Origin of the sequence: Actinomyces polynesiensis (genome assembly GCF_000820725.1) — a bacterium.
Lineage (GTDB): Bacteria > Actinomycetota > Actinomycetes > Actinomycetales > Actinomycetaceae > Pauljensenia > Pauljensenia polynesiensis.
This window is the reverse complement of record NZ_CCXH01000289.1, coordinates 1-15,794: the sequence shown is the minus strand read 5'-3', so window position 1 is coordinate 15,794 and position 15,794 is coordinate 1. Positions and strand designations below refer to the sequence as shown.

12 protein-coding genes and 1 tRNA gene are annotated in these 15,794 nt (G+C 71.4%); 5 read left to right on the top strand and 8 right to left on the bottom strand.

Features of this window, described 5'->3' with window-relative positions:
- Positions 1-50: 50 nt before the first annotated feature.
- Complete coding sequence (locus tag TA90_RS12045; protein WP_043536792.1) at positions 51-986, bottom strand: aldo/keto reductase; 936 nt, start codon at positions 984-986, stop codon at positions 51-53.
- Positions 987-1,030: 44 nt separating this feature from the next.
- A complete protein-coding gene (locus TA90_RS12040; RefSeq protein ID WP_043536791.1) occupies positions 1,031-1,894 on the bottom strand; it encodes an aldo/keto reductase in 864 nt (287 codons plus the stop codon).
- 109 nt (positions 1,895-2,003) lie between these two features.
- Between TA90_RS12040 and TA90_RS12035 the strand changes: the two genes are divergently transcribed.
- Positions 2,004-2,933 carry a LysR family transcriptional regulator gene (locus tag TA90_RS12035; RefSeq protein WP_052450851.1) on the top strand — a complete coding sequence of 310 codons (930 nt, stop codon included), beginning with the start codon at positions 2,004-2,006 and terminating at the stop codon, positions 2,931-2,933.
- Positions 2,930-3,529: a GNAT family N-acetyltransferase gene (locus TA90_RS12030; RefSeq protein WP_043536789.1), complete on the top strand. Its 600-nt coding sequence runs from the start codon at positions 2,930-2,932 to the stop codon at positions 3,527-3,529. The genes TA90_RS12035 and TA90_RS12030 overlap by 4 nt, the downstream gene beginning before the upstream one ends.
- A gap of 109 nt (positions 3,530-3,638) precedes the next feature.
- On the opposite strand, the gene TA90_RS12025 is transcribed toward TA90_RS12030, so the two are convergent.
- The 3 genes from TA90_RS12025 to TA90_RS12015 form a co-directional block, all read right to left on the bottom strand.
- Positions 3,639-3,715, bottom strand: a tRNA-Met gene (locus tag TA90_RS12025).
- A 70-nt stretch (positions 3,716-3,785) separates the two neighbouring features.
- Positions 3,786-4,208, bottom strand: a complete 423-nt coding sequence (locus TA90_RS12020) for an organic hydroperoxide resistance protein (RefSeq protein WP_043536787.1) — start codon at positions 4,206-4,208, stop codon at positions 3,786-3,788.
- A gap of 217 nt (positions 4,209-4,425) precedes the next feature.
- Positions 4,426-7,497 carry a UPF0182 family membrane protein gene (locus TA90_RS12015; protein ID WP_082031685.1) on the bottom strand — a complete coding sequence of 1,024 codons (3,072 nt, stop codon included), beginning with the start codon at positions 7,495-7,497 and terminating at the stop codon, positions 4,426-4,428.
- A 239-nt stretch (positions 7,498-7,736) separates the two neighbouring features.
- Between TA90_RS12015 and TA90_RS12010 the strand changes: the two genes are divergently transcribed.
- Complete coding sequence (locus TA90_RS12010; protein ID WP_043536785.1) at positions 7,737-8,354, top strand: PPA1309 family protein; 618 nt, start codon at positions 7,737-7,739, stop codon at positions 8,352-8,354.
- A gap of 8 nt (positions 8,355-8,362) precedes the next feature.
- Here the strand turns inward: TA90_RS12010 and TA90_RS12005 are convergent, their stop codons facing one another.
- Entirely contained in the window at positions 8,363-9,649 is a 1,287-nt protein-coding gene (locus TA90_RS12005; protein WP_231550737.1) for a YlbL family protein, read from the bottom strand.
- A gap of 122 nt (positions 9,650-9,771) precedes the next feature.
- Between TA90_RS12005 and TA90_RS12000 the strand changes: the two genes are divergently transcribed.
- Together TA90_RS12000 and TA90_RS13440 are read left to right on the top strand one after the other, a co-directional pair.
- The gene (locus tag TA90_RS12000) at positions 9,772-11,364 is read left to right on the top strand and encodes a zinc-dependent metalloprotease (RefSeq protein ID WP_043536783.1); all 1,593 of its coding nucleotides are present in this window, start codon (positions 9,772-9,774) and stop codon (positions 11,362-11,364) included.
- Positions 11,365-11,479: 115 nt separating this feature from the next.
- Positions 11,480-12,520, top strand: a complete 1,041-nt coding sequence (locus TA90_RS13440) for a hypothetical protein (protein ID WP_052450849.1) — start codon at positions 11,480-11,482, stop codon at positions 12,518-12,520.
- Here TA90_RS13440 and TA90_RS11990 read toward each other — a convergent pair.
- Complete coding sequence (locus TA90_RS11990; RefSeq protein ID WP_043536781.1) at positions 12,454-14,691, bottom strand: ATP-dependent helicase; 2,238 nt, start codon at positions 14,689-14,691, stop codon at positions 12,454-12,456. The genes TA90_RS13440 and TA90_RS11990 overlap by 67 nt on opposite strands.
- A 224-nt stretch (positions 14,692-14,915) precedes the next feature.
- Positions 14,916-15,794 (bottom strand): NAD(+) diphosphatase (gene nudC, locus TA90_RS13435; protein ID WP_052450848.1); only part of this gene is annotated, 879 nt, incomplete at its 5' end.

Here is a 15,794-nt window from a genome sequence, read left to right as displayed (position 1 = left end):
GCCCTCCCGACCGTGTCGGGCCCGGCGGGGCGCCGGACCCGACCGGGGCCTCAGGGCACGAGGTGTCCGGACGTGCGGAACAGTTCGTACCACTCGGCGCGGGTGAGTGGCAGGTCGGACCCGGCGGCCGCCTGCGTGACGCGGTCGGGGGTCGTCGTCCCCAGCACGACCTGCATGTGCGCGGGGTGACGGGTGATCCAGGCGGTCGCGATCGCCATCGGGGAGACGTCGTACTTGGCGGCCATGCGGTCGATGGCCGCATTGAGCTCCGGGTAGTCCGGGGAGCCGAGGAAGACGCCGTTGAAGAACCCGGCCTGGAAGGGTGACCAGGCCTGGATCGTGATGTCGTTGAGCCGGCAGTAGTCCACGATGCCACCACCGTCGCGGGTCACCGACTGGGGTTCGGCCTGCATGTTGGCGGCCACCCCCTGGGCGATGATCGGCTCGTGCGTGATGGACAGCTGCAGCTGGTTGGCGACGATCGGCTGGCGCACGTGCCTGCGCAGCAGGTCGATCTGGCGCGGCGTGTGGTTGGAGACCCCGAAGTTCAGCACCTTGCCGGACGCCTGGAGCTCGTCGAAGGCGCGCGCCACCTCCTCCGGCTCCACGAGGGCGTCGGGGCGGTGCAGCAGGAGGATGTCGATGTGGTCGGTGTCCAGTGCGGCCAGCGACCCCTCGACGGACTCCACGATGTGGTCACGGGAGAAGTCGAAGTAGGGCCCGTCCTTGACGATGCCGGCCTTGGTCTGGATCGTGATCGCGTCGCGCTCGGAGGGGGTGAGCTGCATGGCCTCGGCGAAGCGGCGCTCGCACTCGTGCAGTTCGTCCCCGTAGACGTCGGCATGGTCGAAGAAGTCGATGCCGGCGTCGCGCGCGGTGTGCACGAGTCCGCGGATCTCGTCGTCGGACTTCTCCGCGATGCGCATGAGTCCGAGGACGACGTTGGGGGCGGTGATGTCTGTGCCCGGGAGTGTGAAGGTCTTCATGGTGCTCCTCAGCGATGGTGGGTGTGTGGTCGGACGGTGTGTGGTCATTCGGTGGTCGAGAGGCGCTCGACCTCGTCGGTGGTGAGTTCGAGGTCGGCCGCCAGGGCGGAGTCGCGGATGCTCTCAGGACGGGAGGCGCCGGGGATGGGGACCACGACGGGGGCGAGGGCGAGCTCCCAGGCCAGCGCCACCTGCTGGGGGCTGACCCCGTGGGCCTCGGCCACCTCACCGAACACGCGGTGGGCGGATCCCACGGAGCCTGCGTCGCGGATTCCGCCCAGGGGGGACCACGGGATGAAGGCGATGCCGAGTTCGGCGCAGTGGCGCAGCTCCCCCAGGCTCGAGCGGAACTTCGGGGAGAACTGGTTCTGCACGGAGACCAGGCGCCCGCCCAGCACCTCGTTGGCCTCGTCGATCTGGGCGACGGAGGCGTTGGAGATGCCGGCCATGGCGATCACGCCCTCGTCGAGGAGGTCGCGCAGTGCTCCCACGGACTCGGCGTAGGGCACCGAGGGGTCGGGGCGGTGGAACTGGTAGAGGCCGATGGTGTCGACCCCGAGGCGCCTGGCCGAGGCCTTGGCAGCGGCGATGAGGTGGGAGGGGCGCCCGTCGACGGTCCAGGAGCCGTCCCCGGGCCGGAGGTGTCCGCCCTTGGTGGCGACGAGGACGTCGCTGGTGTCACCCCCGTAGGTGCGCAGGGCCTTGGCGATGAGCAGCTCGTTGTGCCCGACCTCGTCCGCGCCGATGTGGTAGGCGTCCGCGGTGTCGATGAGGGTGATGCCGGCGTCGAGGGCGGCGTGGATCGTGGCGATCGAGCGTGCCTCGTCGGGGCGCCCCTCGATCGACATCGGCATGCCCCCCAGACCGATCTCGCTGACGTCACGGGAACCGATGGTGCGTCGTTGCATGGTCGCTCCACTCCTGGTGTCGAGGATGTGCGGATGCGTCTACGGTAGGCGGGAGCAACCCACAAGTAAAACAACTCAGAGTCATCCAATTGAGAAGCAGGAGCGATCAATGGAGCTGCGTCAACTGGAGTACGTCGTGGCCCTCGCCGATGAGGGGCAGTTCACGAGGGCGGCCGCTGTCTGCGGCGTGTCCCAGTCCGGTCTCTCCGCGGCGATCCGCAGCCTCGAGGAGGAGCTCGCCTCCCCCCTGTTCGCCCGGACCACCCGCAGCGTCTCCCTCACCGACGCGGGTCGCGCCCTGCTGCCCCACGCCCGCACCACCGTCGCCCAGGCCTCGGCGGGGAGGGACGCCGTCGTGCGTGCCACGCACTCACTGTCCGGACGGCTGCGGGTGGGTGCCGAGCAGTGCCTCGGCCTGGTCGACGTGCCGCCCCTGCTGGAGCGGTTCCACCGCAGGTACCCCCTGGTCGACATCCACTTCACCCAGGCCGGGTCGCACGACCTCGTCGACCAGGTGCACGCCGATGCCCTCGACGTCGCGTTCGTGGCGACCACCGAACACCTGGGCGTCGTCAACAGCCTCGAGATCGGCCGCCGTCCCATCGTCCTGCTGGTCCCGGAGGGACACCCCCTGGCCGGGGAGTCCACGGTGAGGTGGTCGGACCTGCGCGACCACGAGTTCATCGACTTCCGCGAGTCGTGGGGGGTGCGCTCCCTCAACGACACGGCCTGCGCCGCCCAGGGGGTGGAGCGCAGGATCCGGTGCACCGTCGACGACATCCACACCCTCCTCGACCTGATCCACCGGGGACTCGGAATCGCCCTCGTCCCCCAGCACGTCGCCGAGAAACCGCAGGCGAGCGGCCTGGTCGCCCTCCCCCTGCCGGCGGGCCTGACACCGTCGTGGGTGGTCTCGGCGATCACCGGCACACGCGCGGAGTCCTCGGCGGCGCGCCTGTTGGAGATCCTCGGACTGGACGGGACGGCGGAGGACGGGGCGACGTCGCGGACACGGGACGGGTTGGGGTCCTTCGCATGAGTTCACGCTGGGTCCCCAAGCCCACGCTCGAAGGCGACCTGGTGGTCCTGCGTCCCTTCGACGTCGCCGACGTGGATGTCATGGCGCGGATCCTCGCCGATCCGGAGGTCCTCCGGCTCACCGGGTCGGTGACGTCGACCGAGGAGCTCCACCGGGCGAGCCCACTGGCCGATGACCGCACCCGGGAGTGGTACGCGTCGCGCGCACAGGTCGACGGGAGACTCGACCTGGCGGTCGTCGACAGGGCGAGCGACACCGTCGTCGGTGAGGTCGTGCTCAACGAGTTCGACCCCTCGAGCAACTCCGCGAACTTCCGCACCCTGATGGGGCCCGAGGGGCGTGGCAGGGGTCTGGGCACCGAGGCCGCGCGGCTGATCCTGGGCCACGGGTTCGAGGTGATCGGGCTGCACCGGATCGGTCTCGACGTCTTCGCCTTCAACCCGCGCGCGCGGCACGTCTACGCCACGGTCGGCTTCGTCATGGAGGGTGTCAAACGCGACGCGTTCGCCTTCGACGGCGAGTACGTCGACGAGATCTGGATGTCGATCCTGGCCGATGAGTGGCAGCAGCACCACGGTCGGCCCGGGACGGGCTGAGGCGGGACTCTGCCTCGACCCGTCGCCGCCCGGTTCGGGGTGGGCCCTGAGGACCTCATGCCCGCATACAGGAAGGACCCGATCCCTTCCGGGACCGGGTCCAACCGACTGGTAGCGGGGACAGGATTTGAACCTGCGACCTCCGGGTTATGAGCCCGGCGAGCTACCGAACTGCTCCACCCCGCGTCGGTGAACACAACACTACCCGCCACCCACCAGCACTTCAACACGAGCTGCGGTGACATACCTCTCCGCCTCAGGAATCGCTGACGACGATCTCCACCGGGATGTTCCCCCTGGTCGCGTTCGAGTAGGGGCACACCTGGTGGGCGGCGTCGGCCAGGCGCTGCGCCTCGTCGTGGTCCAGGCCGGGGATGACCGCCTCCAGCTCGACCGCCAGGGTGAACCCTCCGCCCTCCTTCGGGATGATCCCCACCCGCGCCCCCACGGCGGTGTCACTGACCGTGACGCCCGACTCCCGCGCCACCCGCAGCAGGGCGTTGTGGGAGCAGGCCGCGTACCCGGCCGCGAACAACAGCTCCGGGTTCGCACCCTGCCCCGTGCCCCCGAGTTCCACGGGCATGGCCAGGTCCAGGTCGAGGCGGCCGTCGGAGGTGCGCACGTGACCGTTGCGACCGGCACCGGTGGAGAGGGCTTCTGCGGTGTAGAGGGCATCCATGCGACCACGCTACGGGAGCGGCCCCTCCCCGGACAATGGCCGGGCCCCGATCCGACCGCCCCCGGAGCCGCACCGACCGTCTGCCCGCACCACACCGAGCGTCCACTGCCGGCACGCCGCCCGACCCCATCGCATCCCCCACCCGCCGACGGCGAGGGGCCGGGAGCAGGACCGGTTCCCCGGTCCCTGCTCCCGGCCCCACGGGCCCGACGGCCCCTCAGCCGTCGTTGGTGTCGCTGTCCGTGCCGGCGTCCCCACCCGACTGGGCGCTGCCGTCACCCGTGTCGGGGGTCACGGCACCGGAGACGTCCTGGCCCAACTCCTGCTGGGCGGACAGTGCCTCGGAGAGGGCGCTGTCGAGCTTCTTCTGGGCCTCGCCGTAGGCGGTCCAGTCGCCCGACTGCATGGCCTCCTCGGAGGCCTTCATCGCATTGCTGGCATCGACCAGCGCCTGGTTGAGGCGCTCCTGGGCACTCGAGGGACCGGCGGTCCCCCCGTCGTCATCGCCCGATCCGGAACTCCCGCCACCGGCCACCGTCGCCTCGGAGTCCCCTCCGAAGGTCTGGTCGAGGGACTCCTCCAGGGTGGAGGCGAACCCGACCTGGTTGCCGAAGGCCGTCAGCACCGAGCGCAGCACGGGGTAGGAGGCGTCCCCCTTGCCCTGGACGTACACGGGCTGCACGTAGAGCAGACCGCCACCCACGGGCAGGGTCAGCAGGTTGCCCCTGATCACCGTCGAGTCGGACTGGTTGAGCAGGTTGAGCTGTGTGGCGATGGACTGGTTGGAGTCGTAGGCGTTCTGCACCTGTCCGGGACCGGGCACCGTCGTCGAGGAGGGCAGCGCGATGAGGCGCAGTTTCCCGTAGCCCTCGCGCACCTTCCCGGCCTCCGAGCCCGTCTCCGAGTCGACGGCGAGGAAGCCCGCCATCGCCTCACGCCTGGACTCACCACCCGGCACGAACACCGAGGTCAGGGAGAACTCCGCGGAGTCCTGGCTCGGCATCTTCATGGTCAGGTAGTAGGGCGGCTGCACCGCGGTCGAGCCGGAACCGGAGGTGGTCTGGTCGCTCTGGGCGGCGGTGGCCGCCGTGGAGGTCTCCTGGGCGAGCCTCCACCGGTCACCACCGGTGTAGAACTCGGAGGCCTCGGTGACGTGGTAGGAGGTGAGCAGGTCGCGCTGGACCTTGAAGAGGTCCTCCGGGTAGCGCAGGTGACTCATGAGGTCCCCGGAGACCTGCGAGATCGGCTCGACGGTGCCGGGGTAGACCTTCATCCAGGTCTGCAGGATCGGATCGGACTTGTCCCACTCGTACAGGTGCACCGACCCGTCGTAGGCGTCGACGACGGCCTTGACCGAGTTGCGCATGTAGTTGACGGTGTTGGCCTGGATGAACTGCCCGGGCGTGTCCGACTGGGAGTCCACCGTGGACTGGTCGAGCGCCTGGTGCTCCGAGTAGGGGTAGGAGTCAGAGGTCGTGTAGGCGTCGACCACCCACACCAACCGCTTGGGCGTGGAGGGGTCCCCGTCCATGTCCACCACCGCCGGGTAGGGCTTCTGCTCCAGCGTCAGGTAGGGCGCCACCTTCGCCACGCGCTCCAGCGGGCTGCGGTCGCAGAGGATCTGCGAGGCGGAGTTCGTCTGGGAGGAGAAGAAGATGTCCGTGGACCCGAACTTGATCGAGTAGAGCAGCTTGTTCCACAGGTTGCCCACGCTCGGGCCGCCGTCACCGGTGAAGGTGGTGCGCACCTGACCGCCGGGGGCGTTGTCGTCGGGGTAGTCCAGCTCCTGGGCCGCCGCGCCGTCCTCCGCCCCCACGATCGAGTAGTCCGGGGACGAGGGCGAGAAGTAGATCCTCGGCTCGTAGTCCCCCATCTCACCGACGGAGGGGATGGACTGCTCCCAGTAGGAGGGCAGGCCGTCGGAGGTGACGGTGTTGCCGTAGGCGGCCACCACCCCGAAGCCGTGGGTGTAGACGGTGTGCCGGTTCACCCAGGTCTGCTGCTCGGAGGAGAGCCCCGCCAGGTTCAGCTCACGCATGGCGATGACGGTGTCGCGCCGGTCCCCGTCCACGGTGTAGCGGTCCACCGACATGCCCGAGTCGAAGCCGTAGTAGGGCCTCGACTGCTGCAGCTGCTGGACGGTCTTGGTGATGACGAGCGGGTCGAGCAGTCGGATCTGCGAGGTCGACTCCGAGTCCTCGCGCAACTGGCCCGGCTCCGCATCGGTCTTGGCGGCGTAGGTCTGGAACTCCATGTCGTCCAGGCCGTAGGCCTTCAGGGTGGCGTCGATGTTGCGCTGGATGTACTCCGACTCCAGCTCACGTGCGTTCGGGGTGACCCGGAACTGCTGGATGAGCGCCGGGTAGATCCCACCGATGACGAGGGAGGACACGACGGTGACGACCACGCCCGTCACGGGCAGGCGCCAGGTCCCGCGGAAGGCCGCCACCACGAAGAGGGCTGCCACCAGCACCGAGATGACGGCGAGGATGGCGCGCGCCGGCAGCACGGCGTGGATGTCGGAGTAGAGCGCCCCGTCGGTGGGGTCGCCCTGCTTGGTGAGCAGGCTGAACCAGCCCAGCAGGTAGCGCACCCCGATCATCAGGGAGATCCCGGCGGCCAGCAGCCCGATCTGCAGGCGGGCCGGCTTGGAGGCGTGGGGCCTGGGTGCGAAGGCGATGGAACCGTACAGGTAGTGGACGGCGACGGCGCCGATGAGGCAGAAGACGAGGATGTTGAGGATGAAGGAGGCGATGGCCTGCAGCAGGGGCAGGGTGAAGACGAAGAAGCCAATGTCGATGCCGAACTGCGGGTCGGTCTCCCCGAAGGGTGTCCTGTTGAGGAAGGTCAGGACGGTCTGCCACTGGGAGGCGAGGCTGCCGGCGTTGGCCAGGCCCAGCAGGACGGGCACCCCCCAGAAGATCAGCTTGCGCAGCGGGGCGATCGCCTCCTGGTAGGCGCGCAGGTTCGCGGCCCCCTCCCCGCGCAGGGCGGGCTGACGCTTGCGGTAGGCCCAGTTCAGGGTGGCGGCCAGTGCGCCGAAGACCACCCCGAACCCGACGACGAAGAGGGCCGCCATCGTGCCCCAGCGCGTCCAGATGATGCGCTCGGACTTCATCTGGTCGAACCACAGGATCTCGGTCCAGAACCCGGAGGCGGCATAGATGAAGACACCGATGGCGACGATCACGAAGAAGGTGATCGCCACCGGGCTCTTGAGGTTGGGACCGTCGGAGGAACCCCCCTTCGGGTTCCTCGGCTTCGGTCTGGGGGATGGGAAGGCGCTCACCGCGTCGTCCTCTCGCTCGACTGTGTCGTCCGCCCAGTCTAGCCGCGCACCCACCACCCGCCGCCGCTCGCCTCCCTCTCCGCTCCCGGCGAACGCGACCCGGGGTCCGGACCGTGTCCGGGCGACCGCGGTCCACGTGGTCCGCGCCCCCGGTCGGGACGCGCAGGGACGAGGGCGGCGCCGCCCTCGTCCGCGGTGGGTCTGTCACGCGGACCCGTGGGGCGTGCGACGATGGAGCCATGAGCGATACCCCCACCGGACCCCAGATGCCGACGGCCCTCCAGGTCGCGTTGGCCAACGTCGTCCAGGACATCGAACTCGCGGCGTCACGGGCGGGCTGGGACCACGCCCCCTCCCTCTACGCCCTCGTCGCCACCAAGGACCTCCTCGAGCAGCACGAGGTCCCCGCCGACATCGCCGACCAGCTGCGTCGCGGCTGGGACGGGACGGGCGCGCACCTCTCGGCGATCATCCAGGAGGACCTCCCGGAGGACGACCTCGAGGAGCTGCTGGGCCACCTCGCCTGGCCGGACTCCGTGGCAGGTGCCGCACTGACCGTGGAGCGCATCATCGTGCCCCCCGAGGTCGAGGAGGAGGCCCCGGAGGACCCGGACGCCGCCGTGGAGTTCATCGCCAACCACCCCGCCCGCCAGGACGTCCGCCTGGCCGCGGGGGTCCTGCGCAGCGGCGAGTCCTGGACCGCCGTGCGGGCCAGGGCCTTCGACCAGGACGACAAGGTCGGCACGGGGACGAACCTGGTCCCCGGCCTGGTCGAGGCCCTCCAGGCCTCCTTCGCCCCCGTCGAGGACCCGGGCACGGACGAGGTGCCGGGGGCCGACGGGGTCGCGGGCGGGTGAACGCCGCGTCAGCCCGCTGACCCGGACTCGAGTTCCTCGGCGTCCTTCTCCGTGCAGGTGGGCAACGTGTCCCCCTGGCCTGCGGCGATCTTCCCGACAGCCGTGCGGGCCTCCTCCAGCGTCGAGACCTTGACGACCGACAACCCGTCGGGGACGTGGCCGACCACCTCGTCGCAGTTGGTGGACGGCGCGAGGAACCAGGTGGCCCCGTCCCGCACGGCGCCCCACATCTTCTGCTGGATCCCGCCGATGGGCTCCACGCCCCCGTCGTAGTCGAGCGCGCCGGTGCCGGCGATGGACTGCCCGCCCGTCATGTCGCCGGGCGTCAGGCGGTCGATGATCCCCAGGGCGAACATCATCCCGGCGGAGGGACCCCCGACCTTCTCCAGGTGGATGGTGATGTCCAGGGGCATGTCGACATCGGCGGTGAGGTAGATGCCGAGCTTCGACCCGGTCGTCCCGGTCCCCCCGGACACCGAGGCGATCGTGACGTCGGACTTCCTGCCGTCGCGCTCGATGGTGACGACCACCTTCGAGCCGACGGGCTGCGTCCTCATCACCGCGAAGGGCACGGAGGCGGAGTCCACGGGGTGGGTGACACCGTCGGGGGTGGTGAGGGCGACCATCGTGTCCCCCTCCTCGACCTCGCCCTCGGCGTCGGTGCCGCTGACCGCGCCCTGGATGGTGACGGTGGCGGGCACCGTCCACCCCAGTTCCTCCAGGGCGGCCACCCCGGCCGTGGACTGGGAGCTCTGCATCTGGGCGGCGGAGGCCTCGTCGATCTGCTCCTGGGTGACGTCGGCCGGATAGGCCTGGTCGTAGGGGACGATCCTGTCCTGCCCGTCGAACCATGCCTGGGCCAGCTCGATGAAGTTCAGGCGGCTGCCGGGGCCCCCGGTCTCGTAGACGGTGACCATGCGCAGGGCCCCCGTGTCCTCGCCCACCGGGTCCACCTCGACGGGCCTGCCCGTCGAGGGGTCCGTGCCGGAGATGTCGATCATCGGGGTGTCACCGGAGGCGCCGATGACGTCGAAGGTCGGCCCGGGGCTCTCCACGACGTAGGGCACGGGGACGAGCACGGCGGCCGCGCACACCGCCAGCACCAGCACTGCCGCGACGAGTCCCGGGATCCGTCGCCGGGTGAGGACCCTGCGGCGCCGACGGTGCGAGGGCGGGGACTGGAGCGCGACGGGCAGCTCGGCGTCGCCTGACCCGCCCGTGGCACCGACGGACCCGGACGGGTCCTGGGGATGGTCCGTTAGGGGCTCTGGTGCTGCTGCGGGTTCTTCGTCCACGCGCCCATTGTGACCCACACGGGAGGGGTGGGGCGCACGCGGCCCACCATCCCCATTGCGCTCTCAGCGCACTCACACCCTGCTCCCAGCACCGGGTCGTGTGGGGACAGTAGGCTCGTGGCATGAGTGAGCCAGACGACATGGATCGCGGGGCGAACCCCTTCGAGGAGTTCCTCCGGCAGATGCTCGGCGACCAGGCCGGCGAGGAGGCCTCGCGCGCGATGCGTGCGCAGGGCTTCGACCCCTCGGCCGTCAACGGGATGTTCTCCAGTCCCGACCAGATGCGCGCCATGTTCGGCCAGTTCCAGTACCTGATGGACCGTTCGACCGGACCCGTCAACTGGCAGATGGTCGAGGACATGGCCAAGCAGCAGGCCTTCCAGAGCGGCGACGACCCCCTCTCGGCGGGCGAGGCCGAACTGGCCCGTCAGGCGATGACGGTGGCGGACCTGTGGCTCGACACCGCGACCTCCTTCTCCCCCGGGCCCGTCTCGCGGGAGGCGTGGTCCCGCGTCGACTGGGTGACGAAGACCCTGCCCATGTGGCGCCGGATCACCGAGCCCGTGGCCGCGAACGTCTCGCGCGCACTGGGGGACGCCCTGACCGCGCAGCTCGGCGACGACGAGGGCGTCCCCGGCCTTCCCGGCGGGCTCCCGCCGGAGGTGGCCGCCATGGTCGGCCGCACGCGCGACCTGATGCCCCGTCTCGCCTCGATGATCTTCGCCATGCAGATCGGTCAGGCGCTCGCCGCCCTGTCCCAGGAGGCCATGGGCTCCACCGATGTGGGCCTCCCCCTGGGGGACGGGCACACCACCGCCCTCGTCGTGCGCAACGTCGCGGCCTTCGGGGAGGGACTCGAGGTGCCCTTCGACGAGCTCCAGCAGTTCATGGCCGTGCGCGAGTGCGCCCATGCCCGGCTCTTCGCCTCCGTCCAGTGGCTGGCGGGGGACCTCCTGCGCGCGGTGGAACGCTACTCCGCGGAGATCGCCATCGACACCGACGCGATCGCCGAGGCCGCCCGGGGTTTGGACCCCTCGGACCCCGCCTCCGTCCAGGCGGCGATGTCCAACGGGGTCTTCGCCCCCGAACCGACCGAACGCCAGCGGGCCGCCCTCGAACGTCTCGAGACCCTCCTGGCCCTGGTCGAGGGATGGGTGGAGGTCATCACCGCCCGGGCCGTGGCACCCTACCTGCCCCACGCCGAGCAGCTGCGCGAGATGATGCGCCGTCGGCGCGCCTCGGGCGGCCCCGCCGAGCAGATCCTCGGTCAGCTCATCGGACTGCAGATGCGGCCCCGGCGCGCACGTGGCGCCGCGAAGGTGTTCGACCTCGTCGAGGAGGCGCAGGGCCGGGACGCCCGCGATGCGCTCTGGACGCACCCGGACATGGTGCCGACCGCCGCCGAACTGGACTCCCCGGACACGTTCCTCGCGCAGAGGGCCGCCGCCGCGGACGAGGACGCCCAGATCGACGCGGCCCTCAACGAGCTGCTCGAGGGGACCCTCGGGTGGGCTGAGGGCCTCTCCCCCGACGTGGACCCCGAGTCGGAGAGCCTGCGGCGGGCCGGCTTCGACGTCCCCGACGGGAGCGAGCCCGGAGAGGGCCCCGACGGTGGTGACACCGCCGAGGGAGGCACCGGTGCTCCCGGTGAGAGCGATCCCGCGGACGGCGACGACGACCACCCCTCCCCCGGGCCGACCGACTCCGACCTCTGAGCCCCCGCCTGTGGACACGCGTCCACAGATCCCGCCTCCCCCTCCCCGGGCCCGTCCTCCCCACCGCACAATGACGCGGTGGTCACGGTCGGCGTGACCGGTGCGAGGAGGAGAGATGCAGTTGCGTGAGGGCACGGCCGTGATGTGGAGGGAGCCCGGAGTGCTCCAGGTCGGAGCGGACCCGGACGACCACCTCGTCCTCGACCGCCTCTCGGGTCCGGAGGTCGCCTGGCTGATGGCCGCAGGCCTCGACGCGGTCCCGGTCGACCCGTTCGCCCCCTCTCCCCGCCGGGAGGTCCGGCTCCCGCCACTTCCCGCCGGGTCGCGTCTGCCGGCACGACTGGGGGCGGCCGGGTTCCTGAGGCCCGACGTCGGTGCAGGTCCTCCCCTTCCGGGCGGCGTGCGCCTGGACGGCATCGACACGGTGACGCTGGCAGCGGCGCAGTTGCTCGCGCAGGTGGGGGTGCGCAGGTTCGACCTCGTCGACCACCGCCACGTGGACCTGGCCCTGGCCGACGTCCTGCCCGCCGGATCGCTCGGCGCCCCCCGAACCTCCGCGGCGGCCGAGGCCCTGTCCGGCGTGCACCTCGGGACCACGACCGGCCGACTCGCGGCACCCGACCTCGTCATCGTCTCGCGGACCCGACGCGTGGATCCCTCCACGACGGGGATGCTCATGGCCGAGGACCAACCCCACCTCCTGGTCGTCCAGCGGGAACGCTCCCTCGTGGTGGGGCCGCTGGTGCTGCCCGGTCAGACCTCGTGCTCGCACTGCGTGGACCTGCACCTCACCGACCGGGACCACCGGTGGCCCTTCCTCATCGAGGAGGCGCTCGGCTGCCCGCTGGCGGCGCCCGACCCGGCTGCCGCCCACGTCGCGGGACTCGAGGTCGCCCGCGCCGCGCTGGGCGCCACGGGACACCCGCTGCTGGGTGGCGGCGACCCGCACGACTCCACGCCCCACCTGGTCCACGTGGACCACGGGGGGAACCTGCGCAGGGAGCCGTCCCCGGGACACCCCCGCTGCGGGTGCGGGGCCGCGGGAACGGTCTTCGCACCGGTCACGCCGGATGACCCGGGATCCGGGGCTCAGGGCTCCCCGACCTCGACCTGCACGTCCTCCCCACGCACGATCGCCAGCACCGCGGGACCGTAGCGGTCGAGCTTGACCGCCCCGATCCCCCGGATCACGCCGAGCTGTCGCAGGGTCTTGGGACGGGAGACCGCCACGTCGCGGAGCGTCTGGTCCGCGAGCACGGTGAAGGCCGGTTTCGAGGCGGCCCTCGCCACCTGGGCGCGCCACTCCCTCAGACGGGCGAACAGCTCGAGGACCTCTGGGGGGTTCTCCTCCTCGAACTCGTGGGCGAGGGCCTTGGCGCGGTGGCGCGGCGTGGAGCCGGACCCGCCCGGGGTGCTGCGTGCCGACCTCGGCGCGGGCGTCTCCTCCGGCCAGATGCCGTCGAGGAAGCGGCTGCGGGTCCGTGACCCGCGTCCCCGTCCCTCGCTGCGCGCCCTGGACCAGGAGAGCTCCAGGTGGTCGCGCGCGCGGGTGACACCGACGTAGAGCAGTCGCCGTTCCTCCTCGCGGGCCTGCGGGGTCTGGGCCATGGAGATCGGCAGCAGGCCCTCGGAGACACCGATGATGAACACGGCGTCCCACTCCAGACCCTTGGCGGCGTGCAGGGTGGAGAAGGTCACCCCGGCCACCGTCGGGGCCGCCTGGGCGATGGAACGCTCCTCCAGCTCGGCGACGAACTCGGGCAGGGACAGCGCCGAACGCTCACCGGCCAGCTCGACGAGGGCGTTGAGGTTGTCCCACCTCTCCCGCACGGCCCCCGTCCCCGTCGGTGCGTCCGGGGTCCACCCGACCAGTGACACGATCTCCTCCACCTGGGCGGCGAGGCCGGAGGGGTCGTCGTCCCCCGGCCCGTCCTCCACGTGCCGGTCCGTGTCCGTGCTGCTGCCGAGCGCTCCCTCGGCGTCCGGTCCCCCCGCGGCCCCGCCGCCGGCAGCGGGACCGGCGCTGGAGGCGGCCCCACCGGACCCGTTCGCCCGCGCAGCAGCAGCGTGCGTGGCGGCGACCGCCTGTCGGCGCAGGAGGAGCATGGCGCGCCTGATCTCGTCGCGTTCGAAGAAGCGTGCACCGCCCCTGACCAAGAAGGCGATCCCCGCCTCGGCGAAGGCGGCCTCGAGCGCCTCCGACTGGGAGTTCGTGCGGTACAGCACCGCGATCGAGTGGATCGGCACCCCCTGGGAGACCAGCTCCTTCACACGGGAGGCCACGCCTGCGGCCTCAGCCCCGTCGTCGGGGAAGGTCCTGAAGACGACCCCGGGTCCCATGGGACGCTGGGAGACGAGGTGGACGGTCCCCCGCAGCACTCCCTCGCCCCGGGCGCCCCCACCGCGGGCACGCCCCATGACCTGGTTGGCGACGGCCACGACCTGCGGGGTCGAGCGGTAGTCACGGTTGAGTTCCACGACATTGGCGCCCGGGTGCCGCTCCTGGAAGCCGACGAGGTGACGCGGACTGGCCCCGGCGAAGGAGTAGATCGTCTGGGCGACGTCACCCACCACGCAGATGTCGCGCCGCTCCCCCACCCACAGGTCCAGGAGGTGCTGCTGGAGGGTGGAGACGTCCTGGTACTCGTCCACCACGAAGCTGCGGTACTGGGCGCGGACCTTGCGGGCGACGTCCTCGCGCTGCTCGAGCACGCCGCACATCAGGAGCAGGACGTCCTCGAAGTCGATGACACCGCGGTCCTGCTTGGCGTCCTCGTACGCCGACATCAGACGCGTGAAGGCCGCGGCATCGAGACCGGCCGGCGGGTCGCGGTGCTCGACCCGGATGCGTTCGGCGTAGTGGGCCGCGTCGACCATGGACACCTTCGCCCACTCGACCTCGGAGGCGAGGTCGCGCACCGTGGTGCGGTCCGCGCGGATCCCCGTCCGGTTCGCCGCGGCGGCCACCAGCGACGCCTTGTGCTCGACCAGGCTGGGGAGCCTCCCCCCGACCACGGAGGGCCAGAAGTAGGACAGCTGCCGCAGGGCCGCCGCGTGGAAGGTCCTGGCCTGGGCGTGAGGGACGCCCAGGGTGCGCAGGCGCTCACGCATCTCGGCGGCCGCACGGGAGGTGAAGGTCACCGCCAGCACGGTCGACGGGTCCACGGCGCCCGTCGCCGCCGCATAGGCGATGCGGTAGGTGATGGCACGGGTCTTGCCCGTCCCCGCCCCGGCCAACACGGCCAGCGGACCCGTGACCTGTTGCGCGACGCGCCTCTGGTCGGGGTCGAGCTGGTCCAGGAGTGCCTCGGGGTCGGTGGGGGTCATGCCCGGATTGTCTCAGGTCCCGTGCTCACCTACATCACTGGGGACGACCTGCGGTGGGAAGTGCCACCGAAGAGGCAGTCGTGCCACCGGCACCCCACCAGATGGGCAGTCGTGCCACCGGCACCCCACCAAATGGGCAGTCGTGGCAGGATCCACCACCGAATGGGCAGTCGTGCCACCAGCACCCTCACCAGACAGGCAGTCGTGGCTCCGACGCGATGGGCTCAGGCTTGGCGCAGGGGGTCGATGCGCCGGGGGGACTCCGGCAGGGGTCCGCCGAACCAGTCCTCGACGAGCGCGCGGGCGATCGCCGTCGGGGCCGGGGGCTCGAGTCGACCGGAGGTGATCTCCTCACCGAGCTCGTCGCGGGTGAAGAACCGGGCCCGGTCGATCTCGACGCCGTCCACGTGGAGCTCCGCAGGCGCCCCCGGGGACAGGTGGGCGACATAGCCCACCATGAGGGAGCGGGGGAACGGCCAGGGCTGGGCACCGAGGAACCGCAGCTCCCCGACCTCCAGGCCGACCTCCTCGAGGACCTCGCGACGCACGGCCCGGTCGGGGGACTCACCGGCCTCGACGAAGCCCGCCAGCACTGACCAGAACCCTGCACGCCACGCCGAGTTGTGGGCCAGCAGCACCCGGTCCTCGTGGTCGACCACGGCCATGATGACGGCCGGGTCCTGGCGCGGGTACTCAATGGTCCCGCACCCCGGGCAGGTCGTGGTCCACCCCGCCGAGGTCGTCTCCACCCGTTGGCCGCAGCGCTGGCAGAACCTCGCCTGCCGGTGCCACTGCACCAGGGCCACGGCCTCACAGGCCAGGGCGGACTCGTCGTCGGTGAGCAGGTGCGCGCACCAGCGCAGGTTCGCCCAGGTGACCCCCGGCACCTCCACCGGCTCCCCGGCACGGACCGCCACGTGCACCACCCCGTCACGGGTGCGCCCGATGAGCATCGCCCCGGGCTCACCGTCCGCGAACGCCGCGGCGACCTCGCCCTCGGGGTGCCAGAGGGTGACCGTCCCGGACCCCTCGCCGCGGCCGCCCGCCAGGAGGGAGGTCGGTCGCGGGGCGGCGTCGCCCTCGTCGGCGGGGATGGTGGCGAA